Below are 26,828 nucleotides of genomic sequence, written 5' to 3' on the forward strand. Positions count from 1 at the left end.
GATTCAATTGTCCAGACGTACCTTATGATTAATTAATGTCCATTTATCAGGCAATAATATAAATAGGGTCAAAAAGAAAAAAAGAAAAACTATAATAAGAAAAAGAAGCAGGCCCATTGCTTTTGGGATAGCTGTAATCATGAGTATTGAGCATCTATTCTTTGTTATAGTTTCATTACTAGAATTATTTTTGTTCAAAAATAAAGTCCTAAAACAGGCAGTATTATTACCGTCTTCATTGGTAACGATACTTTCTGAAATTTTCCACGTCTCAGAAACAGTTGTCTTATCTAATAGTTCATATAGATTGTAAGCACTACAAAAAAGCGCATTCACAGTTATGCACACAGCAAAAAGAAACATGATGAAAAAGACTCTAATACGAGATAGCTGATTTTTCTTTATATTTAATACCATTCCTGTTCCCTTCTTAGCTGCCGCTGCGACTAATGTGGTTAACTTAAGCTGCATTGCTTTTGATTCCATATCTTGAAATGTTGGAAAATTTTAATTTATTTAATTATACCAGAGTAAAATGAAAAAATGAAGCGCTGTATATTTATACTACGAATAGACATTGCGTTCTGAACAGTAGCCTTGTTATTATAAAAGACTTTGTCTACTGTATGAACAGTTCCGGCAGCCCCGAACTGTTCAGCCAGCTATGGCCTAATATCCGCACGGCCGCTCCCCCTTGACTTTTCATTAAGAAATGATATACTAAAAAACAGGTTTATCAATACCGTTAACGCGAAGACAGGAAGAGTAAGCTGAACAGCCACACATAGAAAAATGCATCTGCTGAAAGTCCATTTCATGGGACATCATCCGAAAACCACCCTGGAGCGGCTTTAATACAGCCCGGCCGACACCGTTACCGTCTAATGAATGGCACTTGCAAAAAGGGTGGAACCGCGGTATCATAGTCTATCGTCCCTGAACAGTTTTCAGATTGTTCAGGGGCTTTATTTTTTAAGGAGGAGAAAACAAATGAAAGTTACACTGAAAGATGGATCTGTAAAAGAATACCCAGAAAGCAAATCCGTCATTGATATTGCTTTTGATATCAGTGAGGGGCTGGCAAGAGCGGCATGTGCGGGAGAAGTGGACGGAGAGGTCGTTGACCTCAGAACAATTATTGAAAATGACTGCACTTTGAATATCCTGACCGCCCGTGATGAGGCAGGGCTCCGGGTTGTGCGCCACACCTGCTCCCACGTATTGGCCGAGGCCGTAAAAAATCTATATCCAGATGCAAAGCTGGCAATCGGGCCTGCAATCGACACGGGATATTATTATGATTTTGATTCTGCGCCGTTCTCCAGGGAAGATCTGGATAAAATAGAAAAAGAAATGAAGAAAATCATTAAAAAGGGCGCCAAATTGGAGCGTTTTACACTTCCAAGAGAGGAAGCCATCTCTTTTATGGAAGAAAAAGGTGAGCCGTATAAGGCAGAACTGATCCGTGATCTCCCTGAAGATTCCACCATCTCATTCTACAGACAGGGAGAGTTTGTGGATCTGTGCGCAGGCCCGCACCTGATGAGCACAAAGGGAATCAAAGCATTTAAACTGACTTCCTCTTCCGGCGCATACTGGAGAGGCGACTCCAATAAAGCCATGCTGCAGAGGATCTATGGGAGCGCTTTTGCCACAAAGGACGAGCTGAACGAGTATCTTCAGTACCTGGAGGAAGTGAAAAAACGCGATCACAACAAGCTGGGCCGCGAGATGGAGCTGTTTACGACAGTAGATGTCATCGGCCAGGGACTCCCCCTGCTGATGCCAAAGGGCGCTAAAATCATCCAGACACTCCAGAGATGGATTGAGGATGAGGAGGACAATAACTGGGGCTATATCCGCACAAAGACGCCGTTGATGGCCAAAAGCGACCTGTATCAGATTTCTGGTCATTGGGACCACTATAAAGACGGCATGTTCGTGCTTGGAGATGAGGAGAAGGATAAGGAAGTCTTTGCCCTGAGACCCATGACCTGCCCGTTCCAGTACTATGTATACAAGGCGAGCCAGAAGTCCTACCGCGATCTTCCGCTCCGCTACAGTGAGACCTCGACCCTGTTCCGCAATGAGGAGTCCGGGGAGATGCACGGCCTGACCCGTGTCCGCCAATTCACAATCTCCGAGGGGCATCTGATCGTCCGCCCGGACCAGATGGTAGAAGAATTTAAGGGCTGCCTGGCCCTGGCTAAACAATGCCTGACCACCCTGGGCCTTCAGGATGACGTCACTTACCACCTGTCCAAATGGGATCCGAATAACACGGAAAAATACATTGGAGATGCAAAAGTCTGGGAAGAAACCGAGGGCCACATCCGCAATATCCTGACCGAGCTGGACGTACCATTCGTGGAGGATGAGGGGGAGGCCGCATTCTACGGCCCCAAAGTCGATATTAATGCCAAAAATGTATACGGCAAGGAAGATACCATGATCACAATCCAGTGGGATGCACTGCTTGCCGAACAGTTTGATATGTACTACATTGACCAGAACGGCGATAAAGTACGCCCCTATATCATCCACAGAACCTCCATCGGCTGCTACGAAAGGACCCTCGCCTGGCTGATCGAAAAATATGCCGGCATGTTCCCTACCTGGCTTTGCCCGGAACAGGTTCGTATCCTCCCTGTCTCCGATAAATACCTTGATTATGCAGGCAAAGTGGAGAAAGAGCTTAAGGCAAATCATATCCTCGCCACGGTTGACGGCCGTTCCGAAAAGATCGGGTACAAAATCCGTGAGGCAAGGCTTGCCAAGATCCCTTATATGCTGATTGTCGGGGAAAAGGAAGAAGCGGAAGGCACCGTATCCGTAAGAAGCCGTTTCCTTGGAGATGAAGGCGCGAAAGGCCTTTCGGAATTTATCGACGCAGTCTGCCGGGAAATCAGAACAAAAGAAATCCGTAAAATTGAAGTGCAGGAACAGAAATAATTGCTGCTATTTGAGATACGCCGGCAACTTGCATAAACACTGAGTTTTGCAGGCCGCCGGCGTTTCTTTTATGCCCGTAAGCGGGTAAAAAAATAGCTCTCACCGCATAGTAAGCACAGACGCATTAAGAAGAAGGATACAACGCCAGAAAATACAGATTTTTATCTGTGATTACAGAAGCAGGTCATTCAAACACATTATGCGGCTCCCTTTACTTTCATAATAGCGCAGCATTTCGTCGATTTTTCTTTTATCATAACTGGTAATACAATCTGAAAGAACAGCAACGCCGTAATTCGCTTTGCATAAATTGTAGCAGGTCGATTTCACGCAGGCAGCAGCATCTGCCCCTGCTATATAGAAATCACATATTTCATTCTTACGAATAAAGTCTGAAAATTCTTCACTGGTTAATGCGTTTCCCTTGTATTTTGTAAAAATATTATTTGATACTATTTTCAAGTCTGAAGCTAATTCCGCCCCATGCGTATTGGGTTTGAAAGTCCTCGTGCCTGCTGATAGATTTTCATGCCTGATATAAACCACATGAATATTATGATTGTCTGCCCAATCGACAGCTTGATTGATATTGTCTATAATATCTTTGTAATTTTTTGTGATGTCATTTTGAATATCAATGATTACTAAGGCTTTTTTCTGCATAGTGTCTCCTCCTGACAGGTAAATTAATTTGTTTGCTTTATTATGATAACATCTAATTGTTGACAACATTATGGCAACAATCTATATTAAAAAAAGAAGTTGTTGAGTAACAGTTCAGGCCTGCCCGAACTGTTACGTTTTGAAAGGTGGTTCTCACATGAAAGTTGACAGGCTTATTAGTATTATTATGATACTCCTTGACAAAGAGCGGGTAGGCGCACAGGAGTTAGCAGATATATTTGAAGTTTCTCCCCGCACAATCTATCGGGACATAGACGCGATCAATATGGCAGGTATTCCTGTCCGCGGGGCATCGGGAGTCGGCGGCGGCTTTGAAATCATGCAGAATTACAAGGTGGATAAAAAGGTGTTTTCGACTACTGACCTTTCCGCTATCTTAATGGGACTTTCCAGTCTTTCCAATATGATGAGAGGCAGTGAACTGATAAATGCCCTTGCGAAAGTCAAGAGCTTTATCCCCGCCGACCAGGCGAAAGACATAGAATTAAAGGCAAATCAAATATATATAGACTTAAGTCCGTGGATGGGCAGCATAAACATACAACCCTATTTAGAAATAATCAAAACAGCTCTACAGGAAAGCAAACTGGTTTCATTTGACTATGCAGACCGCTACGGCAATAAAACCGCAAGAACAGCCGAACCATATCAGCTTGTATTGAAAAGCAGTCATTGGTATTTGCAGGGGTATTGCCATAAAAGAAATGCTTTTCGCTTATTCAGACTATCCCGTATATCAAATCTGCAAATGAACGAGGAAACTTTCACACCTCGGGAATATCAAAAACCGCAGTTAGATTTTGCTGATATTTTGGCATCTATGCAGACCAAAATCAAAATTCGTATTCATAGCTCTGTCATGGACAGGGTACTTGATTATTGCACTTATGAAGACTTATCGCCGGACGGTAATGAACATTACATTGTTAATTTTCCTTTCATAGAGAACGAATATTACTACAATGTTCTTCTCAGTTTTGGAGACAAATGCGAGTGTTTAGAGCCGTTACATATCCGTACAGAAATGAAGCGCAGATTATATAATATCGCTGCCATATACGAGAATTAATACACAAAGAAAGACAAAAAAAGCCCGCCAAAACTATATCACTCAGTCTGGCGGGCCATTTTAATGCAGTCCAGTTCATCTTATATAAATCTTTGTTGATTACATTTTAAAATGATTATAAAAATCCTTCAGATCCTCTTTTACATCCGGAGGCAGCTGTGCCTTTTTGATCCCCCGTATTGCGCCCTCCAGCGAATACAGACGGTGGATACAGGCGGATGAATCGATCTCCTGTATTTTCAGCCAGGCCTGTTTACTTCCCATCGCCCTGAGCTGATCAAACGTAGTAATGCCGGCCTCCCGAAGCTGTTCTTCCACCACCGTGCCTATATTGGGCAGTTTCGATAATTCTCCCATCATCCCTTACCTCCTGTCATTCGAATATTATACTTATTATACATCAAACAGACAAGGTGCGCCAGCCATTTCTATCTGATAACCGTTACTTCATCGGCTTCGAGACCGTGCAGCTAAGACTCCTCAGCCAGTCTCCGGTAAACATATATAAAAACTACCGTTAAAATACCGAGATTCACTAAAACAGTCCCCCAGGCCTTTGCTGTGCCGCCATCGTCCGTTCCGCTGATAATCAAGTAAATCTGCTGTGAATAAAAAACGGCAGCTATTTTCTTAATTGTATCGTTAAACGCAGACAGCATTGGTAAGAAAGAGAGCACCATCATAACCGGCACTGTCAGGGAGGTTGCACTCATCTGGCTTTTACATGCAGTTCCGATAATTGCACCGATCAGAACGGACAGGATTATTCCCGTCATCATTACGCCGCAGAACTTCAAAAATGCCATGCCGGAAAGTCCAGCCGTCAAACCGAAGCACACCGTGCCTGCCAGACACGCCAGCAGGACGCACCCGCCCACTGCGGCCAGATACTGAGGCATTCTGACATTTGCCATCAGCAGCGCCTTTAATGTATGTTTTTCCTTTTCTTCTGCCAGAACCTCCGTCGTAGCAATAAGCGGCGCCATTCCAATATACATGGACGCAAACATATAAACAAAATAATTTCTCGGCAAGCCCGGCATCTTCACTGCAAACGTCATAATAACCGCTAATACAGGAAACATGACAAACTGGATCAGTACATTTTTATTTTTCAGGGTATCCTTCCATTGTTTTTTCAGAATCGCGGTTACATTTCTCATATCTGCCTCCTAATATATCGTACAGACCTCCCTGCAGCGCTTCTTCAATATCAGTTTTTGCAAGGTGACTGCCTGTTTCAGCCTTTCACCAGGCTTCTTCCTGTCAGTTTCATAAATACAGTTTCCAGATCCGGCTCTGTTGAATGGATGCTCTCTACCTCTCCCTGCCGGAAGGAGGATGATATCGTGTCAGCAGCCTCTGGAGAATTGGGCAGAGTCAGCATCTCTCCGTTTTTAAATAAAATTTGAATCTGATTCAATTCATTATACTTGCGGCACAACGCGTCCGGTTCACCGTATTCCACAATCTTTCCCTGATGGATCAGCGCGATATGGTCACACAGCTTTGCCGCCTCCTCCATATTATGAGTAGTCAGAAATATGGTAGCGCCTTTTTCTTTCTGCTCACGAATCAGCCCGTGTATTTCCGCCGTCATGGCCGGATCCAGGGCACCGGTCGGTTCATCCATGAATAACAGCTTTGGTTCCTGCAGAATCGCCCTGGCGAAGACCAGACGCTGGCGCATCCCCTTGGACAGGCTGGACGCAGCCGTACGGCCTTCTCCGTCCAGGCCTACCTGGCGCAGTACTTCCCGAATCCGGCTTTTCGGAATCCCGTGGATATCAGTAAACAGCTTCAAATTGTCGTAACAGCTCAATCTTTCATAAACACCTGAATCATCCAGCATAGCCCCCATCTGGCTGTAGATTTTGGTCCGCTCAGTAACCGGCAGCCCCAGTACCCGGATCTTCCCCCGGTCCGCCTTTAACTGACCGGTAATTAACTTAATCAGCGTCGTTTTCCCAGCTCCGGAAGGCCCCAGCAGGCCAAAGACTTCCCCCTTATGGATCTCTATAGAGATCTCTCTAAGCACTTGCTTTTCGTAAAATGATTTGCTGACCCCTCTGATACTAATCGCGTTTTCCATCCTGATCCTCCTTCCACCTTTCCTTCAGATGCTCCAGGCTTTCCTCCAGTTTTTCATTTTCCATCCGGTTCTTAACAGACATAATCCAGACACTGGCCCCAAAACATATTGCAAAGCATAAAACAAACATCACCCAGGCCTGCCACATATGAACCGGGAACCATCGAAACAGAATAATAAAAAGTACAATTACCAAGACAGAACAAAGCAGCATCAGGCAGATCCGGTACAATTCCGGCATATATTTTGCCGCCCTTTCTGAAAAGAAAAGAAACCTTATCCCGGTGATCAGTACGGCTAATCCCAGATACTGGCACATCGTAGCCAGCGCAATCCCTCTCCCGCCCAGCCTGAACATCGTGGAAAGAGTGCGGGTCTCTTCTCCGAAAGCAAAAGTAAAGATCAGCATCAGGATCATCATAAACCCAAATGTACAAAGTACATTTTCCGCAAAGTCAAAAAAATTCTTTTTTTCTTCCATTTATTTCACCCCCAGTTTCTTTCGCACATAGTCCGCATACTGCCTGGACACGGTCAGCTGCTCCCCGTTTGTCATCGTTACCCGCAGCTTCCTGTCCAGATCCGCACGGATCTTCTGGATTTGCCGCAGATTAATAATGCAGGACTTTCCTGCCCGAAAAAAATCGAACTCTTTCAGTTCCTCCTCAAGCTCATACAATTTTAAGCAAGATTCAAAAACATCGTCCTTGGTATACAAAAAAGTTTTCTTATCTGCCGTGTCAATATAAAGGATCTTAGAAATGTCCAGTATATGCGCTTCTCCGTCCTTCTCTCCCAGCAGCTTAAAATCTAAAATGCGCAGGATCGAAATCACCCGCTCCAGCTGCGGAGTCAAATGCCGGCAGGTAATCTGTATCTCAGTCTCATCAATCTGGCTGTCCGTATGAATCGAGATTTTCAAAAAGCCCTCCCCCTTTCAATTTCTGTATTAACTATACTTGCTCAAAGTTGGAAAAACAATCCCCATAAACTAACCTGCCCAAATAAGGGGCTGAGTTTCCATGTGGGGAAGATGAAAGTGAGGACGCCTGGCGTGGGACGGGACGCAGACGGAAGCATCTTTCTGTTGGGGATTCTGACCGCTGTGCTAAACAGCAGTAAAAGAAGACACACAAAATCAGCCGGCAAAAATTGAACTATAATCAACTTTTGCCGGCTGATTTTGTGTGTCACCTCTTACTATTCTTGAATTTGCAGACCAAGAAAGGATCCCACTCCTCATCCGTTTCATCGTCAACTCATTCTCTAATGTATGACTCAATACCGTTTGCTATCCCTTCAGCCATTTTTTGCTGAAATTCCGGATCTGCCATCTGCATATCATCCTGCTGGTTGGTCATAAATCCCATCTCAAGGATTATAACCGGAACCTGGCTCCAATTGATTCCGGTCATGGTATCGTCTGTCTGAACGCCTCTGTTATAAATACCGGTGGCTGCGCAGTATGAATTCAGGACTTTCTCTGCGAGCCGGAAACTCTCCTCGTACAGGCCTCCCGCATAAGGATTATCCGGTGACATAACCAGACACAGGGCACCGGCACTCTCTGGACTCTCACTGCCGTTTGCATGAATCCTTACACAAAGTTCTGCTCCGGATTCATTTGCAATCTTTGCACGGTCCTGGTTGCTGACCGATGTTTCATGGTTTTCGCGGGTCATCACCACCTGGAAACCACGTTCAGCCAAACACGCTTTTACCTGCTTGGCTATATCCAGGTTGAGCTGATATTCGGCAAGTCCGGTAAAACGGCCTGCAGTGCCTGATGTTGTCTTCGCCTTCATGATACCGGAGCCCGGTCCGTCCTCTTCTTCTCCCATCATTCCCGCATCCGGTCCCTGATGGCCTGGATCCAGCGCTATGATGATCTGGTCCTCTGTTTTCTCAGGTTCTGTTGCAGGATCTGGTTCCTGAGTGTCCGATTTTACAGGATCTGATTTCTTGGTATTTGATTCTTCAGTATTTGATTCCTCCGTGTATGATTCCGCTAAGCCAGCTTTGGGAGTGTCTCCGTTATTAAGTTTCTCAGCACCGGCTTTCGGAGTTTCTGTCTGTGATGAAGCCTGCCGGCTGACCTGATCGGCCATTACCTGCTTTCCTGCTGCCCGTTCCGGCTTCCTGGCCGAATAGATAAAGACTCCGGCCGCAGCCACTGCTAACACAACGGCTATTCCCGCTATTCCTCTGATTTTCTTCTTGTCCATAATTCTCCTTTTCAGCCGCATTCCCGGCACTATTACAAATATGAGATATTATATGCCCTGCTTGTCCAAATTATGAACAAAAGAAAGTTTTAAGACACCCTTTTTGAGTGTTTATCCGCTGTCCGGTTTTATAGAAAATCGAACAGACTCATCTGTTTCCCACTGTCCGCATTTTTACGTTTGTCTGCCCGCTCCCGGCAGATTTCCTCCTCAGGCAGTTCCGCGAGAAATCCGGATTCTTCCTGGGAAGTTGTCAGTATCAGTTCGTCTTTCGCCCTTGTCATACCAACATAGAAAAGCCTGCGCTCCTCTTCTGTATCAACAGTATCGTCTTTTTCAAAGGGGATAAGCCCTTTTCTGACACCATAGATGAATGTTACAGGAAACTCCAGTCCTTTTGCCCCGTGAAGCGTCATAAGCGTGACCGCCTCGCCTGTATAGCGCTTGTCACCGCAGCGTTTTAAATCGCTCTCCACACCCATGCTCAGCGCCTCCATAAATTCATCCATATTTTTATAGAACACCGTCATGCCCGCAAGTTTTTTCATCGCACTGCTATCCTGCATCTGCATTTCTTCTATCCATTTCTCCAGGAACTTCTGAGTTCTGCTTTTTGCATAGAGGGGTCTGAACTTTTCTGCCATTGCCTGAAATACGCCTTCTGCCACCACATTGATTTCCATATCCCATAACAGCTTCAGGGATATTTTCTTAGAAAACTCATCCGCCGGATTCGCCAGGCATTTGAAGAAGGATATGCTCCCTCTTACTTCATCCTCAGCCAGAAATGCTTCTCTTCCCGCTGTAACATATGGGATTCCTTCTTTTCTGAGGCATCTCTCCAACAGGTCAGCCTGCCGGTGTGTGCGGTAGAGCACGGCGATGTCACCGAATCCCCGTTCTTTTCCGCTTCCGGCGCCAATCTCCTGGGCTTCCAGCATGCCGATTCCGCCTGTAAGCCTATTGATCTCCTTTGCTGTAAATATGGCCTCTGCCATCTCGCTTGCTGCTTTTACTACGCGTACCGGCATTTCTTCCTGCCTGTGGGGCAAAAGCCGTCTCTCCGGTCCCGGATTGTGTGAAATAACAGACGCAGCCGCATGAAGTACGGAAGGTATACAGCGGTAGTTCCATGCAAGCCGGATCTCCTGCATATCCGGATAATCCTGTTTCAGCTTTTCAAAACAACGCGCATCCGATCCACGGAAACCATAGATGGACTGATCCGGATCCCCAATTACAAACAGCTCCCTTCCGCCTTTGTTCCAAGCCTGAATAAGACGGTACTGTATGGGACTGATATCCTGAAATTCATCGACAAGCAGATAGGAAAACCCTTTTTCCCATCCTTCCTGCGCGACTCCCTGTTCCATTCGCTTTAATGTCTCCAGAAGCAGGTCGTCAAAATCCAACAGCTTCTGTTCCTGAAGAATCCTCTGGTACGCATCCGCTCCTTCCTGCCAGTTCAGAGGCATATCCGTCTCCTCTTCATCCGCACCGTTTTGCACCAGCCTGGTCTGCATCTCTTCGGGGGACATTCCCGATTTGAGAAGGGAAACCACCCGGAGCAGTTCTTTTGGCTTCATCTTCAGCCCGGTTTCGTCCAATGCCCTTCCTGCCGCCTCCATTGAGGCCGCATCATCCGCCAGTGAAAATTCGATCCCCTGTTTTTTCAGGAAATTCAGGCAGATCGCGTGGAAAGTCCCTACCTGCATTTTGTTCAGATTTCTGGTTCTGCCAATCGCCTTTTTGATTCTTTCCATCAGCTCCCCTGCCGCCTTATTTGTAAATGTAACCGCAGTAATTTCAGAAGGCTTTACCTTTCGCACCTCCAGCATATGTAAAATCCTTGATATCAGAGTCTTTGTTTTTCCGGTACCTGGCCCGGCAACCACGGCAATTGCGCTGCCCACGGCACGAACTGCCTGTTCCTGTTCCGGGTTGAGCCCCGCCGATTGGTTCTGGCTGTCCGCTTCCCCTACAGTTTTCTCACCGTCTGCCATGCTCTCTGGTACAACATTTTCCGCCCCTGTTTCCGCTGCAGTCTCCTTGCCGTCACCGGACATCTGTGGCTTATCAGCCTGATTCCCCTCTTCGTTGATGCGTTTCTCTACCGTCTCTGCTGCCTGGATACAAAGGGCATCAAAGAAACTCATTTGCCCATCCAAACGGTCGATCTCGTCCTGCGTAAATAATTGAATTGTCCCATACTCTCCATCAAATCCCGGATTGCGCTCTACCTTCCCATCTCTCAGTCTTCGGATTCCTTCCGCAATCAGATGACCCGATATTTTTTTCACTTCTTCCTCAGGAACCGTCCGCAGTATTTCGAACTCCGGTCCCAATGTACGCAGCATATTCTGATACTCCTTCTGTACTTTTGTACTCGCCGCAGAGTGCCCCAGGGATGCTCCAATCACTTCCGGCAGAGGCACCAGGCTCTCAAAACCTTTCGCCCCAGTCCGAACATAGCCTTCTTCGCGGTCAGCCAGCTGTTCTACCCGATGCGACACTCCGATTGTCAGCTTTCGGCCGCATACGGGGCAGACGCCCCCATATTTTATCGTCTCCGCGGGCGTCAGGCAGATGCCGCATTTTCGGTGGCCGTCGTAATGGTATTTTCCTTCTTCGGGGAAAAACTCAATCGTTCCATGCAGGCCTTTTCCGGTCTGTATGGCCTCCCTGAGTTCTGTAAACGAAAGCCCGATATCCAGCAGATTAGCTTCACGGCCCAATTTAGCCGGGGAATGCGCATCTGAGTTGGAAATCAGCTGATACTGATCCAGCGCAGAAATCCGCCAGTTCATCGGCGGGTCAGAGGACAGGCCGGTCTCCATAGCATGGATATGTCCTGCTAAATCCCCAAAGCACTCCTCCACCGAATCGAATCCTGAGAAAGCACCGAAAAGGGAAAAATGAGGTGTCCAGATATGAGCGGGCACATAAATTGCACCGGGACACAACTCCAACATAATTTCCAGCAGATCATGACAGTCCAGCCCCAGGATCGGCCGCCCGTCTGAATGGATATTTCCAATGATCTCCAGCTTTCTTGCCAGTATCTCCGCGTCCTCCAGGCCCGGCAGCAAAATCAGGCTGTGTACCTTCCGGACTCTGTCGTACTTCTTATAGATAGAACTGATTTCTCCTGTGATTACAAACCTTGGGATCATCACATCCGCTACAGAGCCGTCTGATATGCGGTATTCTTCTTTCAAAGTGTAAAGCCCTTCTTCCGCCGGCTGGAGCTTTTCCAGCATTTCTTCCCGCCAGGCCGGATGGGTAAAATCACCGGTTCCGACAATGTGGATTCCCTTTCGTCTCGCCCATAAGTCCAGGTTTTCCAGATTACAGTCCCTGCTGGTTGCACGGGAATAATGGGAATGGATATGCAAATCTGCTATGTACATATAAACACCTTCTCTTCTGAATACTTTATGAAATTACTTGTCCGCTTTTGTATCTTTGCCGTTCATTATAACATGTGATATCGTCGGAAATCCAGTCTATCGCATCATGCCATGTATAGAATATGGTCCTGCCCTTCCTCCTCATCAGCTGAGAAAAATACGTGCTTATTATGGCCGCCTGGCCCCGGCTTCCGGGAGGGGGCATTACTGGTACTATTGGAAATCTGCTGAGGATGTCAGTGTAACGCGTTTTCTGGTAAATCGGATTTCTGCTGGTGAGAAGTAATATTTCCCGGTATTTTTCCTGTCCGTTTTGGTTCGGATAATCGTATATTTCGAAAAATAGTTCCAGGGCTTTTTGTACTAATTCCGGGGAACGGTATACACCGAATGAACAGGATAAGACTTCTCTTGTATCTCTGCTTAGAAGAACACAGAGATAGATGTTTCCATCCATCTCTGTGTGATATTGTCCTATGCCGACACACAGCTTGTGCGGGGACGGGACCTTTACGCACGGCTGATTGCACGGCTGATTTGGTATTGGGACGCCCTCTGTTGTATATGGCCGCTTGTCTAGCTGCGGACTCTCGGCTGTTTGAATCTTCTTGGCGATCCGGAGCCATCCGGCCCCTTGCTGCAGCTCTGAATCATCCTTCCAGAGGAGAATGTCTTCAGGTATGTCTTCGTAATCTTCCAAGTGGAGTACGGGATTTAACTGCTCTAATCTCATACTTAATCTCCTAATTCTGGTGATTTTATGTTACGGTGAAAACAGGCGGGATCTGTTTCGCAGCTAAATTTTTTCATTTTCCAGGATATGTAATAGCAGACCTTCGCATCCTTCTACTATATCGTCGTACGTTCTGTCGAAATTGCCTGTGTACCAGGGGTCGGCAATATCACGGGGATTGACGGTAAAGTCTAGAAGGCGGTGTACCTTGTGGTCTGGGTCGGATCCTATGATGCGGTGGATGTTACGGATATTGCGGTACTCCATGCCTATGATGTAGTCGTATGCGGCGTAATCCTTCTTTTGCATTTGAACTGCATATTTGCCGGCTGTACTGATGCCTTGGGTCTTTAACTTTTGGACTGTACCGTAATGGACTGGGTTGCCTTCTTCCTCGCGGCTTGTGGCTGCTGAGGCTATGGAAAATGAATTGGCTAATCCTCTCTTTTGGACCATGTCGCGGAAAACAAATTCTGCCATGGGGGAACGGCAGATGTTGCCGTGGCAGATAAATAGTATTTTTTTCATCTTGATTATATTCCTTCCAGCTTTTGAATAACACATTTCAGGTTAATAAAAAATAGGCTATCTTTATCTAATATACATTCAAATACATTCTTAACATTCAGTTCATTATCAAAGCCAAAGTATTCTGAAACAAACATTTTTATCTCCCATACAACAATATTTATTCTTTTAGCATTGCTAAATAGCTGTCCAGTCTTTCATTCACATACCCCGCAAATAATTTCTCCATCGCTCCCCAATTATGCTTCACATGGTATTCGTCAAAAGCACTGTAATACGCAATTCGATCCGCAAATTTTATATCGATCGGTGGATATCCTGCTTTCATCAATTCCAGATTCACAAGCAAGCGCCCCGTGCGGCCATTACCATCGATAAACGGGTGAATGCCTTCAAATTCAATATGAAACCAGGCAAGCCTGGGAATGATATGCTCTGGGCTTTTTCTATAACCCTCCAGCAACTGCTCCATCTTCGGCTGGATTAAATACGGCTGTACAGGCTCATGTTTTGCCCCCATAATTCTTACCGGAACTTTTCTGTATACACCCTTGTCATCTTTTTTATCAGCCAACACTAAATAATGAATTTGTTTAATGATACTTTCTGATAATGGTGACTGTTCTTTCACTAATTCCCTCACAAAATCAAAGGCTTCCTTATGTCCAACCGCCTCCATATGATCTTTTAAAGGCTTCTGATCAATGGTCAAACCGCGCAGTACCATATCAGTTTCACGGAGAGTCAGCGTATTCCCCTCAATGGCATTGGAATTATAAGTGAATTCAACCACAAATTCCTCTGTCAGCCGCTCAACCTCTCCCTCAGTCAAAGGACGTCTGGAATCCAGTTCTATTTTCTTCCTATCAATGTTCTCAAGCAGGCTTTCCGCAGACTTATACCGGCCATCCTCCGGTTTTTGCGCCTCTGCTGGAACCTTCCAACTGCGCCCCTCACGAATAACACCTGGAATTTTCCCCTCTGAACATAATATTCGTACTCTTCTATCTGAAATGCCCCATTTCTCTGCGGTCTGTTTTACTGACATATACATATTTCTGCACCTCGCTTCAAACAATAGTATACCCAATTATCGGAATAATAGCAACGCTATCGGAATAATATTACCCCTTTTTCGGAACAATGCAAAAGCTCAAAAGCTACTTTTTCCAATGTAGGTAAGTAGGTAATCATCCGGCAGTTTGGCGGATCATGGAAGAATATCCAACATCTCTTCATTTGCCGGAAACGCACCGAAATCTTTCATTTTTCCCATCATATGTGAGAGATAGTTGTATGGCTTCAGTCCATTCATAAGCGCAGTTTCTGTGATACTGAACACGGGTTGCATCTCCATGGGCATACCTGCCCTGGAGGAATTCTTCCTTTATCAGTCCATAAAATGGCTGCAGATACCGTTCCGCACACTGAATGATCCAATTCGCCATGGTCTCCGCAGAAAGGTTCAGGCCATAACGGGCAAATTCCCGTTCCTGACGCGCCAGGGGCATGCCATTGACATACTTTGCGTTCATGATGCCTGAAACCAGGAATGGTGTTGCCACACTGCCTTTAAGAAGGGAAGGCCTCTTTTCCGTTTCAAAGGCGGAAAGGTCTTCCGCCTATTTGCCGGGACACTTCTTTTATAAGAAGACGAATGGATTTCCTCCATTTCCGGCTCCGGCGCATCCGGATCTGTTTCCTGCTCTGCCTCGTTAAAAAGGCTCAGCTAGTTATATCCATCCGCGTATTTTTCGTATACGGTAAAACATGAGTACTGGCTCATTTTTTACCGCCGTTTCCGGCGGCCAGGTCTACACATTGGTTGTTTTAGATTTGCTCCGACAGATCTCCGGTAACTGATCGAACCATGGAAGCAGTTCTTCAATAAAGCTGTAATCTGTATCATCCTGATGGACCTCAATACTGTCAGGATGTGGGGCAGATAACGGAACGGATTCAGGTTATTCGCCTTAGCTGTTTCCGTTATGCTGTAGATGATCGCACTGTTTAGCTTTTTACCGCAATGATTCCAAACATCATCTCTCAGTCATTGAATATCATTGTTTTGATGAATTTAAAAATTGTCAAAGTCACTTTGTCCCTTTGCAATATTTCTAAAGTATCAAGTTGATACTTTAGGATAAACCTGTGGTAATCTAAAGATACTCTTAATACTCAATCCTGAAATAATCCAGATAAACTTTATATTTATCCTGCGCCGTCAGACAGGTATCTGTCAGATACCCCTTCTCATTATCCCACTCTTTCAATCCTCGATAATAAATTAGTTTTAGATGATCCTCGATGATAAACGGAACAATATTATATTTCAGACACTCTTTAAACATAATCAGTCTGCCCACACGGCCGTTTCCGTCCTGAAATGGGTGGATTCTCTCAAACTTCACATAGAAATCTAAAATATCCTCAAAGGTCTTTTCTTCTTTCGCATTGTACTCTGCCAGCAGGGCCTTCATTTTGTCGACAACTTCTTCCGGAAGTACGGTTTCCATGCCGCCCACCTCATTTGGCAGTTTCTTATATTCTCCCGCTGCAAACCAGTCTTTTCTGGAATCACTGGTTCCGCTTTTTAGTATCAGGTGCAGTTCCTTAATAAGCTTTTCCGTCAAAGCGAATTTTGCATGATCAATGATCATATCAATACAACGAAAATGATTTGCTGTTTCAATCACATCATCCACATTGAGAACTTCATTTTCCACGCCGATAGTATTAGTTTCAAAAATATATCTGGTCTGATCGCGAGTCAGACGGCTGCCTTCCATATGGTTTGAATTATATGTTAAATCAATTTGAGTCTTATGGTAAATTCCATCTGAATATTTACTTGCCTTCTGTCCCTGCAAAATATCCAGCAAAGTTATCTGTTCTTTTCTCTTGTTGGATCGCTCTGGTTTTTCAGCATCTTCCGGAATGTTCCAGGTCTTGCTGGTAAGAAATGCGCCTTTTACACGCCTATGAGCGTAATAATTTCTCACACTTCGCTCCGATATATTCCATTTTTTCGCTGTTTCATTAACTGAGAGATATCGCATATTTCCTCCGTTTATATCTGTCTAAGTTTTCCAAACCAAAATCTCCTTGAATTTTTGTTCAATAACTATCTCCACGCTTACCGCTTTGTTAATTCTTCGGTCTTGAAAACATAATAACCTTCATAATAGTAACTGTGATCAATGCCCTTCATATAAATTTTACGGTCATAAATATTATCAGTCAGGGCATTTATTTCACGTCCCCTTCTATCTTTAAGGCACCGATTTCGCCCGTTTCACTCGCGTAGGTCAATAACAGCTAATCCGCCAATCTCTTTTATCTCGAACTTCATTTCTCTCTCAAGCCAACCAAGGTCTTGTCCCTGGTGCTCAACAAAAAACTTTAAGTAATTCGGAATTCCTCTACTACTATGCTTAATGCCATATACCCCGCCATTATATTTAGAGTCCATTCCACCAAGTTGTATCAATCTCTGATTGAATTCATTCAATAAATGACCGCTCTTGCTTCGATCCTGAAACAATTTATCTAAAAGAGATAATTTCCATGAATGATTTACGATCTCTGTATCAAATATTTTATGTCTTGGCAAATTAAAAAGAATCTCACTAATACTTCCAGCATCTAATAAAAAACATCCGTTATTACAGTCTTCACACCATCGGAGTGTTTCTTCCTGTATAAATTGAATATTTTTTATTTGTTCTGTTATGTCCGGTTGTGTTGTCGTGTAAAACATATATAATGGATACGAATTTCTATACCTGGCTTCATTCAAAAGTAAATCTATCTGGAAGCCATTTTTATTACCATAACTTAATAATGAATAATTATCCTGATTATTTGGCCATAACTTTTTAGCCTGTACCAAAAATCTATACCCATTATACTTATCTTTATAAAAAGGATCCGTCGTTAATATCCACCACTCCCAATCTGCTCCATTCTCTGATTCTTCATGGCGTGAAAATGCCTTATAATAAATATTCGGATTGCTGCTTGATATATCATATAACAGCCAATCCGTCAAAGACTCTTCTTTTACATGTGCCTGCTTCAGTAACCATTCATAAATAAAAGCTGAACACTGATGAAACACAAGCGCTTCTTCCTCTTCCCCAATAAATACTACTCTTTTCATTAGTGCCTTTCCTCCCTGGTGGTATACGGAATCTCATTCTCTTCACACCATTCTTCCGCAATTTTACATAGCGCCTGGAATCGGTATGCGTAGTATTCTTCATCAATACCTAAGTTTATAATTTCATCTTTAAAATGGCGATAAGCCTTTCTTCCATGCAGTGCCAACAAAAGCCGCTCCTGTTTTCTTTCCGATGTCACTCCCAGCGCAAACGTCTCCATAATCTTCCACTCATGTATTTCATATTGGTTCGGAAGACGTTCATAACTATCCGAAGCATCAATCTCTTCCTCTAATTCTTCATCCCGGTCTACCCACATGCCATCCGACAACGCCACTATTTCACCGGTTTCGGTATTTAAAAACTGTTCCCAGCTATCTGTACATGCCTCTAATTCTTCAGCAATATCTTCTATACATATTTGTTTCTTCATTTTCTATATTTATCCTCCGTTAGAATAAGGCACTCTGTTATAAAAAATATTTTGACAGTTTAATTGACTGATTGTATATCTCTGTCTGACAGTTAATTCGAGATATTTATTTTATTTTTCGATTACTTTTTCTGATAATAACATTCAGCCACCTTTCAGATTTATGCTCTACCCGCACATCCTCTGTAATCCACCATTCCTCTAATATATATCCACCTTGTTCCGAGAGTATTTGTGACAGTTCTTCCTGTGTAAGATCGCAAAAATACCGGTCACCAGACCATCTTTCAGAAAGCCCGTATTTCCATGAGGCATATAGGACGCCTCCCTCTCTTAAGGCAGTCATCATTTTCCCGATTATCTCCGGTAACTTATCTCTCTTTACATGCAGCAAAGAGGCGCAGGCCCATATACCATCAAACGCCTCTTGAAAATCCATATCCTCAAAACGGAACTGCACTACCTGCTGGCCGGTCAGTCGTTCAGCAGCTTTACACATCGACTCCGATGCATCGGCAACCGTCACCTGGTATCCCTTTTGCATAAACCAATAGCTATCGCGTCCACTGCCGCAGCCCGCATCCAATATATGCGCACCTGGCTCCATGTATTTTAAAAAGCGGCCGTAAACTTCTGACATATCAGCCTTCCAGGTGTTTTCTATAAATTCCTCTGCATGCTCATTATAATAGGTGATTGTCTTACTATCTTCCATCCGTATTTCCCGCCTTCCATAAACTTTCTGGATTTCTTATTTATTTCAAGGAAGCAGCTACAGAATCAAATCCGCAGGACATTTCCATAATCCATATCCCTGCAGCAAGGCGGATTCATGCAGTGGTTTTAAATTATGTTCAAGTATATTCGTAAATCTTTCCTCCGTGTTTCCCTCGATAAATAAGGTTTCACTTGCCCATATTGCATTGAGATTATCTCTCCTGCAATTTTCGAATTTTTTACGGATACCGGGATTGCTGAAAACAATTTTATATAAGTAATACTGATTGCCAGCCAGCCCCGGAAAATAGCTGTCCCATTCCGGAAGTCTGTTATTCTTGCTGGAATTCAGCCTCTTCTCCATTGGCGTTAAGTTCCATAATTCGTCATTTGCGATATATGACCGTGGAACAAAGTGATCCAAGTCATAACTTTTAAGATCCAATTCTTTTCCTGAGTAGATATCATATATCGGGGAGCCGCCTATTTCGACCGCACTTTTCCATAGTTCTCTGGCGTGATGCAATTTCCGGATCTTGTTATTCTCGCGCTCTAATTTATATATGATGCCGGGAACTCCCGGGTTACGGTCCTGCAGAAAACGGATTTTCTTTAATTGGATCCAGCTGTATATTACAGGATAGTTATCTAGTATCAGCTGCCTCCAGTGGGGATTAATCCGGATCTTTTTCTGCAGTCCTTTTCCATCAATAATGGTGTAGAGAAGCGATGTTTTTTCATTCATCCGATTGATATACTCAATCAGCCTCCCCCGCTGGTTCCAAAGTTTATTCCCGCCCCCGAGTTCATCCAGGAAAGATGACAAAAGCCTGTACGGAACGCAGTTCGTAAGGTTCGTTTTATCACTTCTCAGTTCCTTTTCATTCAGCTTGATGGCCGCTATAATGTCTTCCCTTTCTGCATCTTGTGATAAATCCGAGTTCTTAGCCAGAGTGTTAATGGCATGTTCAAGAAAATTCTCTGTTTTGTTTTTTATAACCGGTCCCAGATGAAGGTGAAAACAGGTGACTGTATACCAGGCCCCGCAGATCATTTCATTAATAATAGCATCAAAACTTACCACTTCATTATCCCTAATTAAATTCAGGATTGCTTCGAGCCAATAGAATTTATAACACTGGGAAGGGTCATCCAGCATTTTTGCAAATTTAATTGTATCTAGATTATTTTCATAGATAATTTCTGAATCCAATTTTAATTCCATACTCATGTTTCCACCAATCCCTTACCCGACAAATTTACCGCCGCTCAATCCGTCATCGATCTTCTTTTGTATATGAACCAATCCATTATTTTCCCAGAAGCTCATAATAGAATATATACTGCTGCATAACCCCTTCACAGCCCTTATACCGCCTTTTCGGAAAACCCTTCGGATAATGCTGCTTTAAAGCCTGATTAATATGAGTGTCTACTGGAAATGCCTGGAGGTGGTGGAGCGCAAACAGACAGATACAGTCAGCCACCTTTTCGCCCACGCCGAATAGCTTCAACAGCTCTTCTTTCGCCTTTTTATACGGCATCTGCCTGATCTCATCCAGGGATATATCACCATTTACCACGCTTTTGGATGTCCTGACCACATATTTGCTCCTGTATCCCAGATTGCAGGCCTTCAGCTCGTCCTCATCCAGGCAGGCCAAAGCCTCCGGCTTCGGAAACGTATCATAAATGTTTCCGTCAGCATCCTGTTTTCTTTCCCCGTACTTTTCGCTGATATTTTGTATGCATCTTCTGATCCGGACAATATTATTCTGCTGGGATATCAGAAACGACACGATCATCTCCCACAAGTCCTGATGCAGGATGCGGATGCCGCTGCCAAATTCTGAGGCAGACAACAGATATCGGTCACGCTGGCTGATACATTTTTGATAGTCTTCATAGTCTGTATCCAGGTCAAAATAGTGCTTCCAATAATTTTCGTATTCTGCTTCATCACAATAAAATGTGCATTGGTTCCCGCTCTGCCGGATTTCCAGATATCTTTCCCCGGCGATCACGGAATATGTATCTTCCCCCTTCTGGCTCATCCGAAAACACTGTCCGGAATTGCAGATCTGGGATATATCAAAATAATTCAGTGTTTTTTCAGTCATTGCTTTCATCCGTATCTCTTCTACTCCACTCCTGACTTTGCGCAGATATCCGCAAGACAGCATTTATCACAGTGCGGCTTTGTCCGTGCCGTACAGACATCCCGTCCGTGGTATACAAGCCTGTGGCAGAAGTCACTCCCTTCTGCCGGCGGTATCAGTTTCCACAAGGCCATCTCTACTTTTTTAGGATCCTTTATTCCGTCTACCAGTCCAATGCGGTTTACCAGGCGGATGCAATGTGTATCTGTCACAATCGCCGGCTCACCGAATACGTCCCCCATGATTAGATTGGCGCTTTTTCTTCCTACCCCCGGAAGCTTCAGCAGCTCATCAAAGGTTTTAGGAATGCCGCCGCCATATTGTTCCTTTAATATTTTCATGCAGGCGCTGATGTCTCTGGCCTTGCTTTTGCCAAGCCCACATGGCTTTACGATTCGCTCAATATCTTGCACATCTGCTTGGGCAAGCGCATCTACATCCGGGTACTTTTCATATAAATCTTCTACCACCACATTTACCCGGGCATCAGTACACTGTGCTGCCAGACGCACACCCACAAGCAGTTTCCATGCCTGGTCATAATCCAGGGTACAGTCCGCATCCGGATATTCCTTTTTCAGACGTTCTATGATTTCCAATGCTAATTCTTCTTTTGTCATCTTGATCCTCCAATTAAGACTTTATTGAAATCTGTTTGCCTGCCCTCCGCCTATAGATATGGAAGGCTTATCCGCTTTCAAGATTAATCTTCTTCTATTATAACAACCTTGCACATTGCTTTCCAGTTATAATTCACTACGTTTCTATTATAGATCAAAGTGTACAAACCCCACCCCCTCACTCGTGTGGGGCTTGTACACTTTGGCGCCGCCGCGATGCCGCTTTGCGGCTATATACCTTATCGCGGCGTGTGCATTCCCCGGAGGGTTTTTATGTAATAGAAAAGTGCTTAGTACTTTCCTATTATATAAGAAACAGAGCCGCAGCTCCATAGAAGTTTCTTCCACTATGAAACAACAGCTCTTAACTTTTTTTATGAAATGTCATAAGTACTTTATCTCTTCCATCATAGCCGGCCTGTTCCGATACTTATATCTCCAGGATTCCACAATCCGTTCCACGGTTTTCGGCCCAGTAATCATAGCCTCTTTCTAATATCTTGGAAGAAAACAAATTTTCCCATCCCTCATATATCATATGTACTGCCTCCATATCACTTTTTTTAATTATATCACTCTGTGTGATGGAAATCAGCATGCTTCTGCAATATATTCAGTTGAAACTCAGAATATTGGCTGCATTTCACCCCCAAGTTCTCCTGACGCTTTCCTGCTGTACCACGCAATCAGAAGTCCAAGTGCAGCTGCCGCGTAAAAGATAATAAACACCCCATGATCCAGCTTCTCAAACAGAAAACCATAGACCATCTGCCCAACCGGCTGTGCACAGGTTGATACCGCAATGATCCAGGATATTACTTTCCCGATCATTTCCTGCGGCACTGTCATTTGGATATAGGACATAATCTGTATACTGTAAATAGAAGATAAAGCCATGATAACCATTCCTACTGCCGTCAGCAATGTATAAGTCAGATATGCCGGACCGTCTATCATTAAAATAACTCCGAGGGGCACCAGAAGAATTCCGCAGTATGCCAACAGTTTCCAGCTTTTGTCCACCCTCAGTTTTGCCCCCAGCACGCCGGCCCCTACTCCTCCTGCCAGTCCGCCGACCGCCAGAGCCGCCTGCATGAATCCATACAATCTGGATGCTTCGCTCTCTGAAAACCTCAGCAGCTGCATAACGATTACGGGAAGCCCTATAATCATCAGGGAGGACATCACCAGATTTACCCCGGCACAGCAAAGTGTCAGCTTTCCGATCTCAGACTTCTCACGGCTGATATAAGATATGCTTTGTTTTAAATCCGCAGCTGCCTCACGCAGAACGGAGACATTCCGCGTTCTCCGTGAAGAAGGGATATGAATAAAGAGTTCCATGACCGCCGATAAAAAGAAACATCCTGCCGCCATAGCCAAAACCGGGTAAATCCCCCATAAACTGTATGCAATTCCTCCAAGTGCCGGCCCCAGAAGGCCTGAAAGCGAAGATACCATATTAATGACTGCATTTGCCTGCATCACTCTTTCACCGGACACCAACACCGGTATGCTGGCCTGCACGGAAGGCTGGTAAGCGCCGGATATGCCGTAAAGCATAAACAGCATCACCATAACAAGCCCCGTTATATTAACTTTTCCGTAAAATAGTAAAAAGAGGATTGTCAGGGCCGAAGTAAAAAAGTCCAGAAATACCATGATATTTCTCTTATTTACCCGATCCGCTATGATACCTCCGATTGGTGACATTACTGCCAGAGGAATAAATGCGCACCCGGAAACTACACCAAGTACCGCCGCCGAACCCGTTACGTTCAGCAGATGAATAGGCAATGCAAATCTCATAACCGCATTGCCGAACAACGAAATAATCTGACCGGTCACGACCAGCCAAAAATCTTTTGAGAATCCTTTTTTCTGATTCATATATTCTGCCTCCATTTTTTATTTTAGATACCGACCGTTGGTATGTATATGTCCAAAAATTATCTGTCCTGTCTGGACAGGACAGATTGTGAACATCCTAACTATTTTTGTTTTTCTGATATATAGCTGCATATTCTTCCAAAGCAGCCAGCACTTTATCGTCAATAACATTGATCCCAAATGATTGCAGTATTATGTGATAAAATTTTACTTTCTCAATCATCTCCTCCGGACCGCAATGATAAATCATCGGGTTGAGCCATACATTTCCCAGCAGCATAATAACTTCCGCCAGCTGCTTTGGATAATCCGTCTGAATGGAACCGTCTTCGATTCCCTCCTCGATCACTTTCCAGACCATTTCCGTCGCCTCTCTCTGGACAGAGTCACGCAAATATAGCACGAGAAGCTGCGGGTTCTTCAGCATATCCGGAGCCACTTCAAACATCTCCTTCTGTGCAGGATTGAAAGCAGATACCCTGAAAAGTTCCTTCAGCTTTTCCATCCCGCTCAGATCTTTTCTATTGGAGACTTTCATCATCTCTGACTCAGAGCCAAGATACATCTTATCTGCTACTGCCATCATGATATCTTCTTTTGACTTAAAATGATGGTATATAGCCCCCTTGCTTAGACCGCCCAGGTGATCGATAATGTCCTGAATGGATGTATGGTCATACCCCTTCTCACTGTACAGACGGGCAGCGGTATCAATGATTAAATTCCTGGTTTCTTCAGGATATTTGTTTCTTGCCATGTCTCACTCCTATTTCTACGTAACATACTAACGGTATGTTTATTTTACATACTTACGGTATGTATGTCAAGAGATTTTTATGTTTTACTGGATAGGATATAAAAGTAATTCCCTATATCCCGCATTTTATTGCCTAGCTTCTTTACTTATTCACTTATTTATATTCATTATATTTAAAGTTTTTACCCCTCACTTCATCGGCAGGATACTTTTGGCCATTCTTCTGTATTTTACTGGTCAGTATATCCTTAAGATCCATGTGATTCATCTGAGCAAAACGCAGTACAAAAAACAGTACATCTGCCAATTCCTCTTCAACATGCCGGCGCTTTATTTCATCGTTCATGATTTTTTTCATTTCCTCTTCGTTTTTAAAGCGGAATATATCTAAAAGTTCATTCGCTTCTGTTGAAATCCCAATTGCCAGATCTTTAGGATTATGAAACTGATCCCAGTCACGCTCACTGCAGAATGCTCTTACTTTCTCCGTTAATTCTTTCACTGTATAATCTTCCATTTTACTGTAATCTTCCTTTCAGGTATTCTGCCAGATTTTTGTCAACACAGTAGACATAACATCCCTTCATGCCACGTGTCATCAGTGTCCGATATGTGTTTTTAATTAATTCATCCGCAACTTTTACTGCATGTTCCGGGTCTTCTCTGCTCATTTTCTTAATTCCCTTAAGTGATTGATCCGTTAAAGCTCTTTTAGTAAAGTCAGTAACGATATGGCCGTTTTCAAAGCGCATATCATTGCCAATGATAACCCCCGCATATTCGAATTCGAGCCCCTGGCATGTATGAATACAGCCAGCCTCATTAACAGAGTTTTCGTCGATTGCAAATGTGGTGGTGTTCTCCAGATTCCAGCTGATTTCAAAATCATCAATTTTTATGTCATGCACCTCAGAGTTATTTCTGCCCTTTTTGGGCCAGTCCCAACAATATCCGGCAAGTATTCTGGCATGGTTGGCACTTCTGTTTTTTTCAATGATTATTTCATGTACTTCCTTTGGGGAATCCAGAATTTTGATATCATAATTCAAATCCTGCAGATCGTAATTAGCAGTTGGGCGGATCTCCAGCACGTCATCCAGCCAGGCAAGATACCCTTCGGACCCATTGCATCTGAACTGTGAGGTCAGCTCCATTTCAAAGTATTCTGCTTCCTCTTTTTCTGCCCACCGTTGAATCTCAGCTTTACTCCCGATATCACTGATTGTTACCCTTTGACTTTCGTCAATAAAAAACACACTGCATTTTGCGGCATGTATAATCTCCATGATTTGGTTAACTCCCTGATTATGAAGCATACCGGACTTTTCATTTAGGCGGTGGGCCTCATCCACAAGCAGCGTGTCCATGCTGTCTTTCGGCATCATAGTATAGGCGCCTGACCCCTTAAACATATTATCAATACTGCTTCTCTTCATGGTTCCCTTCAATTTCTTTAGATAAACATTTCTCGGTGCACTGTTTTTCGAAACATACTGACAAAACTGCTCTTCATATGTCAATTGTGCCAGCAGATTAACCGCTACAACCGTCTTGCCCGTACCCGGACCTCCCTGTATGACAATTACCCGTTTTTTTTGATCTCTTTGGGACTGTCTTGCTAATCCAAGAATCTCTTCATATACTACCTTCTGATCATCTATCATGACAAATTCCTGATTCCCCTTAAGCATATTAACAATGGAGTCCTGCAGACTCTTAGACGGTTTTATTCTGCCACTGTCAATATGGTAGATTAGGGTTTTGTTATCACCGGCAACAATCCGCTTTTTGATAAATTCCCTAAATTTTTTAACCTGCCCCCGTGTAAATGCAGGAGCTTCTTTTAGATACTCCAAATACTGCACTGCATCTAATGGATCATCTGATTTTCTTCTGTAATTGTGAAGATACGAACAGGGAAAGAGACGAATTCCTTCGTTCTGGACAGATTGATTATAATCCCCAATCAGCATTGCATATGACCATGCCTGATAGGAGGGATGCACCACACGGCGTACTGCATTTCCTGTGTAGGTTTCTACCAGTCCGTCTCTTCCATCCACCGCTTCAAGATTGCCCCACTGTTTTAATTCTATAATAATCACATTTCCTTTGTTCTGTAAATCATAACCAGAGATCAAAAAGTCCACTCTTCTGGATGTGTGAGGAATGTTATACTCAATTGCAATTCCGGCATTTTGAGGAATTCCTTCATCATTCAGCACTTTATACATATATTCCAGCGAATTTTCCCAGGCCCGAAATTCATTGGATGCCGTATGCCTGTTCATCTTCTGATACATGCCCGCTTCTATTTCCAGCGCTATTGTATCTTCTTCCACGCTTTTCAAAAAATCCGTTTTTGTCCCATTGTAAATTATCATCGTATCTCATCC

At 44.0% G+C, this 26,828-nt stretch carries 25 protein-coding genes and 3 pseudogenes; 2 read left to right on the forward strand and 26 right to left on the reverse strand.

Going from position 1 to position 26,828, the window contains the following annotated elements; genetic code table 11:
• Positions 1-3: 3 nt before the first annotated feature.
• Positions 4-486, reverse strand: coding sequence for a hypothetical protein (locus MWG26_RS19345; RefSeq protein WP_240285545.1), 483 nt, complete (start codon positions 484-486; stop codon positions 4-6).
• A gap of 504 nt (positions 487-990) precedes the next feature.
• Between MWG26_RS19345 and thrS the strand changes: the two genes are divergently transcribed.
• The gene (gene thrS / locus MWG26_RS19350) at positions 991-2,952 is read left to right on the forward strand and encodes a threonine--tRNA ligase (RefSeq protein ID WP_025655991.1); all 1,962 of its coding nucleotides are present in this window, start codon (positions 991-993) and stop codon (positions 2,950-2,952) included.
• A 171-nt stretch (positions 2,953-3,123) separates the two neighbouring features.
• Here thrS and MWG26_RS19355 read toward each other — a convergent pair whose 3' ends face one another.
• Positions 3,124-3,615 carry a cysteine hydrolase family protein gene (locus MWG26_RS19355; RefSeq protein ID WP_025655990.1) on the reverse strand — a complete coding sequence of 164 codons (492 nt, stop codon included), beginning with the start codon at positions 3,613-3,615 and terminating at the stop codon, positions 3,124-3,126.
• Between the two features lie 157 nt (positions 3,616-3,772).
• Between MWG26_RS19355 and MWG26_RS19360 the strand changes: the two genes are divergently transcribed.
• On the forward strand, positions 3,773-4,705 hold the full coding sequence (locus MWG26_RS19360) for a helix-turn-helix transcriptional regulator (RefSeq protein ID WP_025655989.1): 933 nt from the start codon (positions 3,773-3,775) through the stop codon (positions 4,703-4,705).
• 99 nt (positions 4,706-4,804) lie between these two features.
• On the opposite strand, the gene MWG26_RS19365 is transcribed toward MWG26_RS19360, so the two are convergent.
• From MWG26_RS19365 to MWG26_RS19480, 24 genes and pseudogenes are all read right to left on the reverse strand, one after another.
• Entirely contained in the window at positions 4,805-5,062 is a 258-nt protein-coding gene (locus tag MWG26_RS19365; protein WP_025655988.1) for a TfoX/Sxy family protein, read from the reverse strand.
• Positions 5,063-5,175: 113 nt separating this feature from the next.
• Positions 5,176-5,868 carry an ABC transporter permease gene (locus tag MWG26_RS19370; protein WP_025655987.1) on the reverse strand — a complete coding sequence of 231 codons (693 nt, stop codon included), beginning with the start codon at positions 5,866-5,868 and terminating at the stop codon, positions 5,176-5,178.
• Between the two features lie 77 nt (positions 5,869-5,945).
• Positions 5,946-6,797 (reverse strand): ABC transporter ATP-binding protein, encoded by an 852-nt coding sequence (locus MWG26_RS19375; RefSeq protein ID WP_117440598.1) that lies wholly within the window; start codon positions 6,795-6,797, stop codon positions 5,946-5,948.
• Positions 6,781-7,278 carry a hypothetical protein gene (locus tag MWG26_RS19380; protein ID WP_025655985.1) on the reverse strand — a complete coding sequence of 166 codons (498 nt, stop codon included), beginning with the start codon at positions 7,276-7,278 and terminating at the stop codon, positions 6,781-6,783. Before MWG26_RS19380 ends, MWG26_RS19375 begins: the two co-directional genes overlap by 17 nt.
• The gene (locus tag MWG26_RS19385) at positions 7,279-7,719 is read right to left on the reverse strand and encodes a LytTR family DNA-binding domain-containing protein (protein WP_025655984.1); all 441 of its coding nucleotides are present in this window, start codon (positions 7,717-7,719) and stop codon (positions 7,279-7,281) included.
• Between the two features lie 337 nt (positions 7,720-8,056).
• Positions 8,057-9,022, reverse strand: coding sequence for an N-acetylmuramoyl-L-alanine amidase family protein (locus MWG26_RS19390; protein WP_025655983.1), 966 nt, complete (start codon positions 9,020-9,022; stop codon positions 8,057-8,059).
• A gap of 128 nt (positions 9,023-9,150) precedes the next feature.
• On the reverse strand, positions 9,151-12,432 hold the full coding sequence (locus MWG26_RS19395) for a UvrD-helicase domain-containing protein (RefSeq protein WP_025655982.1): 3,282 nt from the start codon (positions 12,430-12,432) through the stop codon (positions 9,151-9,153).
• Positions 12,433-12,457: 25 nt separating this feature from the next.
• On the reverse strand, positions 12,458-13,165 hold the full coding sequence (locus MWG26_RS19400) for a hypothetical protein (protein ID WP_025655981.1): 708 nt from the start codon (positions 13,163-13,165) through the stop codon (positions 12,458-12,460).
• Between the two features lie 63 nt (positions 13,166-13,228).
• Positions 13,229-13,693, reverse strand: coding sequence for a low molecular weight protein-tyrosine-phosphatase (locus MWG26_RS19405; protein WP_025655980.1), 465 nt, complete (start codon positions 13,691-13,693; stop codon positions 13,229-13,231).
• 160 nt (positions 13,694-13,853) lie between these two features.
• Positions 13,854-14,747, reverse strand: a complete 894-nt coding sequence (locus tag MWG26_RS19410; RefSeq protein WP_025655979.1) for a Fic family protein — start codon at positions 14,745-14,747, stop codon at positions 13,854-13,856.
• 280 nt (positions 14,748-15,027) lie between these two features.
• Positions 15,028-15,449: pseudogene (locus MWG26_RS23230) on the reverse strand (IS66 family transposase); the annotation flags it as partial.
• Between the two features lie 58 nt (positions 15,450-15,507).
• A pseudogene (locus MWG26_RS23110) lies at positions 15,508-15,704 on the reverse strand (transposase domain-containing protein); the annotation flags it as partial.
• A gap of 160 nt (positions 15,705-15,864) precedes the next feature.
• Positions 15,865-16,752 (reverse strand): Fic family protein, encoded by an 888-nt coding sequence (locus MWG26_RS19425; protein ID WP_025655976.1) that lies wholly within the window; start codon positions 16,750-16,752, stop codon positions 15,865-15,867.
• Positions 16,753-16,829: 77 nt separating this feature from the next.
• A pseudogene (locus MWG26_RS19430) lies at positions 16,830-16,940 on the reverse strand (protein adenylyltransferase Fic); the annotation flags it as partial.
• A gap of 48 nt (positions 16,941-16,988) precedes the next feature.
• On the reverse strand, positions 16,989-17,855 hold the full coding sequence (locus tag MWG26_RS19435) for a DUF6615 family protein (protein ID WP_025655975.1): 867 nt from the start codon (positions 17,853-17,855) through the stop codon (positions 16,989-16,991).
• The gene (locus tag MWG26_RS19440) at positions 17,855-18,289 is read right to left on the reverse strand and encodes a UPF0158 family protein (RefSeq protein WP_025655974.1); all 435 of its coding nucleotides are present in this window, start codon (positions 18,287-18,289) and stop codon (positions 17,855-17,857) included. The genes MWG26_RS19435 and MWG26_RS19440 overlap by 1 nt, the downstream gene beginning before the upstream one ends.
• A 106-nt stretch (positions 18,290-18,395) precedes the next feature.
• On the reverse strand, positions 18,396-19,004 hold the full coding sequence (locus MWG26_RS19445; protein ID WP_025655973.1) for a class I SAM-dependent methyltransferase: 609 nt from the start codon (positions 19,002-19,004) through the stop codon (positions 18,396-18,398).
• 57 nt (positions 19,005-19,061) lie between these two features.
• On the reverse strand, positions 19,062-20,231 hold the full coding sequence (locus tag MWG26_RS19450; RefSeq protein ID WP_025655972.1) for an HNH endonuclease domain-containing protein: 1,170 nt from the start codon (positions 20,229-20,231) through the stop codon (positions 19,062-19,064).
• An 85-nt stretch (positions 20,232-20,316) separates the two neighbouring features.
• Entirely contained in the window at positions 20,317-21,126 is an 810-nt protein-coding gene (locus MWG26_RS19455) for a DNA-3-methyladenine glycosylase family protein (RefSeq protein ID WP_025655971.1), read from the reverse strand.
• 20 nt (positions 21,127-21,146) lie between these two features.
• Complete coding sequence (locus MWG26_RS19460; protein WP_025655970.1) at positions 21,147-21,785, reverse strand: endonuclease III domain-containing protein; 639 nt, start codon at positions 21,783-21,785, stop codon at positions 21,147-21,149.
• Positions 21,786-22,409: 624 nt separating this feature from the next.
• The gene (locus tag MWG26_RS19465; protein WP_025655968.1) at positions 22,410-23,675 is read right to left on the reverse strand and encodes an MFS transporter; all 1,266 of its coding nucleotides are present in this window, start codon (positions 23,673-23,675) and stop codon (positions 22,410-22,412) included.
• Positions 23,676-23,772: 97 nt separating this feature from the next.
• The gene (locus MWG26_RS19470; RefSeq protein ID WP_025655967.1) at positions 23,773-24,432 is read right to left on the reverse strand and encodes a TetR/AcrR family transcriptional regulator; all 660 of its coding nucleotides are present in this window, start codon (positions 24,430-24,432) and stop codon (positions 23,773-23,775) included.
• Positions 24,433-24,586: 154 nt separating this feature from the next.
• A complete protein-coding gene (locus MWG26_RS19475) occupies positions 24,587-24,949 on the reverse strand; it encodes a nucleotide pyrophosphohydrolase (RefSeq protein ID WP_025655966.1) in 363 nt (120 codons plus the stop codon).
• Between the two features lies 1 nt (position 24,950).
• Positions 24,951-26,816, reverse strand: a complete 1,866-nt coding sequence (locus MWG26_RS19480) for a DUF2075 domain-containing protein (protein WP_025655965.1) — start codon at positions 26,814-26,816, stop codon at positions 24,951-24,953.
• Positions 26,817-26,828 lie beyond the last annotated feature (12 nt).

Source organism: Faecalicatena contorta (genome assembly GCF_022835095.1).
Lineage (GTDB): Bacteria > Bacillota > Clostridia > Lachnospirales > Lachnospiraceae > Faecalicatena > Faecalicatena contorta.

What these genes read in the sequence shown, in the direction of transcription:
- MWG26_RS19465 (WP_025655968.1), bottom strand. Translation starts at nt 23,675, where the DNA reads ATGAATCAGAAAAAAGGATTCTCAAAAGATTTTTGGCTGGTCGTGACC.
- MWG26_RS19455 (WP_025655971.1), bottom strand. Translation starts at nt 21,126, where the DNA reads ATGACTGAAAAAACACTGAATTATTTTGATATATCCCAGATCTGCAAT.
- MWG26_RS19435 (WP_025655975.1), bottom strand. Translation starts at nt 17,855, where the DNA reads ATGAAAAGAGTAGTATTTATTGGGGAAGAGGAAGAAGCGCTTGTGTTT.
- MWG26_RS19390 (WP_025655983.1), bottom strand. Translation starts at nt 9,022, where the DNA reads ATGGACAAGAAGAAAATCAGAGGAATAGCGGGAATAGCCGTTGTGTTA.
- MWG26_RS19400 (WP_025655981.1), bottom strand. Translation starts at nt 13,165, where the DNA reads ATGAGATTAGAGCAGTTAAATCCCGTACTCCACTTGGAAGATTACGAA.
- MWG26_RS19375 (WP_117440598.1), bottom strand. Translation starts at nt 6,797, where the DNA reads ATGGAAAACGCGATTAGTATCAGAGGGGTCAGCAAATCATTTTACGAA.
- MWG26_RS19360 (WP_025655989.1), top strand. Translation starts at nt 3,773, where the DNA reads ATGAAAGTTGACAGGCTTATTAGTATTATTATGATACTCCTTGACAAA.
- MWG26_RS19445 (WP_025655973.1), bottom strand. Translation starts at nt 19,004, where the DNA reads ATGGAAGATAGTAAGACAATCACCTATTATAATGAGCATGCAGAGGAA.
- MWG26_RS19365 (WP_025655988.1), bottom strand. Translation starts at nt 5,062, where the DNA reads ATGGGAGAATTATCGAAACTGCCCAATATAGGCACGGTGGTGGAAGAA.
- MWG26_RS19425 (WP_025655976.1), bottom strand. Translation starts at nt 16,752, where the DNA reads ATGCGATATCTCTCAGTTAATGAAACAGCGAAAAAATGGAATATATCG.
- thrS (WP_025655991.1), top strand. Translation starts at nt 991, where the DNA reads ATGAAAGTTACACTGAAAGATGGATCTGTAAAAGAATACCCAGAAAGC.
- MWG26_RS19395 (WP_025655982.1), bottom strand. Translation starts at nt 12,432, where the DNA reads ATGTACATAGCAGATTTGCATATCCATTCCCATTATTCCCGTGCAACC.
- MWG26_RS19405 (WP_025655980.1), bottom strand. Translation starts at nt 13,693, where the DNA reads ATGAAAAAAATACTATTTATCTGCCACGGCAACATCTGCCGTTCCCCC.
- MWG26_RS19480 (WP_025655965.1), bottom strand. Translation starts at nt 26,816, where the DNA reads ATGATAATTTACAATGGGACAAAAACGGATTTTTTGAAAAGCGTGGAA.
- MWG26_RS19370 (WP_025655987.1), bottom strand. Translation starts at nt 5,868, where the DNA reads ATGAGAAATGTAACCGCGATTCTGAAAAAACAATGGAAGGATACCCTG.
- MWG26_RS19440 (WP_025655974.1), bottom strand. Translation starts at nt 18,289, where the DNA reads ATGAAGAAACAAATATGTATAGAAGATATTGCTGAAGAATTAGAGGCA.
- MWG26_RS19410 (WP_025655979.1), bottom strand. Translation starts at nt 14,747, where the DNA reads ATGTATATGTCAGTAAAACAGACCGCAGAGAAATGGGGCATTTCAGAT.
- MWG26_RS19450 (WP_025655972.1), bottom strand. Translation starts at nt 20,231, where the DNA reads ATGGAATTAAAATTGGATTCAGAAATTATCTATGAAAATAATCTAGAT.
- MWG26_RS19460 (WP_025655970.1), bottom strand. Translation starts at nt 21,785, where the DNA reads ATGACAAAAGAAGAATTAGCATTGGAAATCATAGAACGTCTGAAAAAG.
- MWG26_RS19345 (WP_240285545.1), bottom strand. Translation starts at nt 486, where the DNA reads ATGGAATCAAAAGCAATGCAGCTTAAGTTAACCACATTAGTCGCAGCG.
- MWG26_RS19475 (WP_025655966.1), bottom strand. Translation starts at nt 24,949, where the DNA reads ATGGAAGATTATACAGTGAAAGAATTAACGGAGAAAGTAAGAGCATTC.
- MWG26_RS19470 (WP_025655967.1), bottom strand. Translation starts at nt 24,432, where the DNA reads ATGGCAAGAAACAAATATCCTGAAGAAACCAGGAATTTAATCATTGAT.
- MWG26_RS19355 (WP_025655990.1), bottom strand. Translation starts at nt 3,615, where the DNA reads ATGCAGAAAAAAGCCTTAGTAATCATTGATATTCAAAATGACATCACA.
- MWG26_RS19380 (WP_025655985.1), bottom strand. Translation starts at nt 7,278, where the DNA reads ATGGAAGAAAAAAAGAATTTTTTTGACTTTGCGGAAAATGTACTTTGT.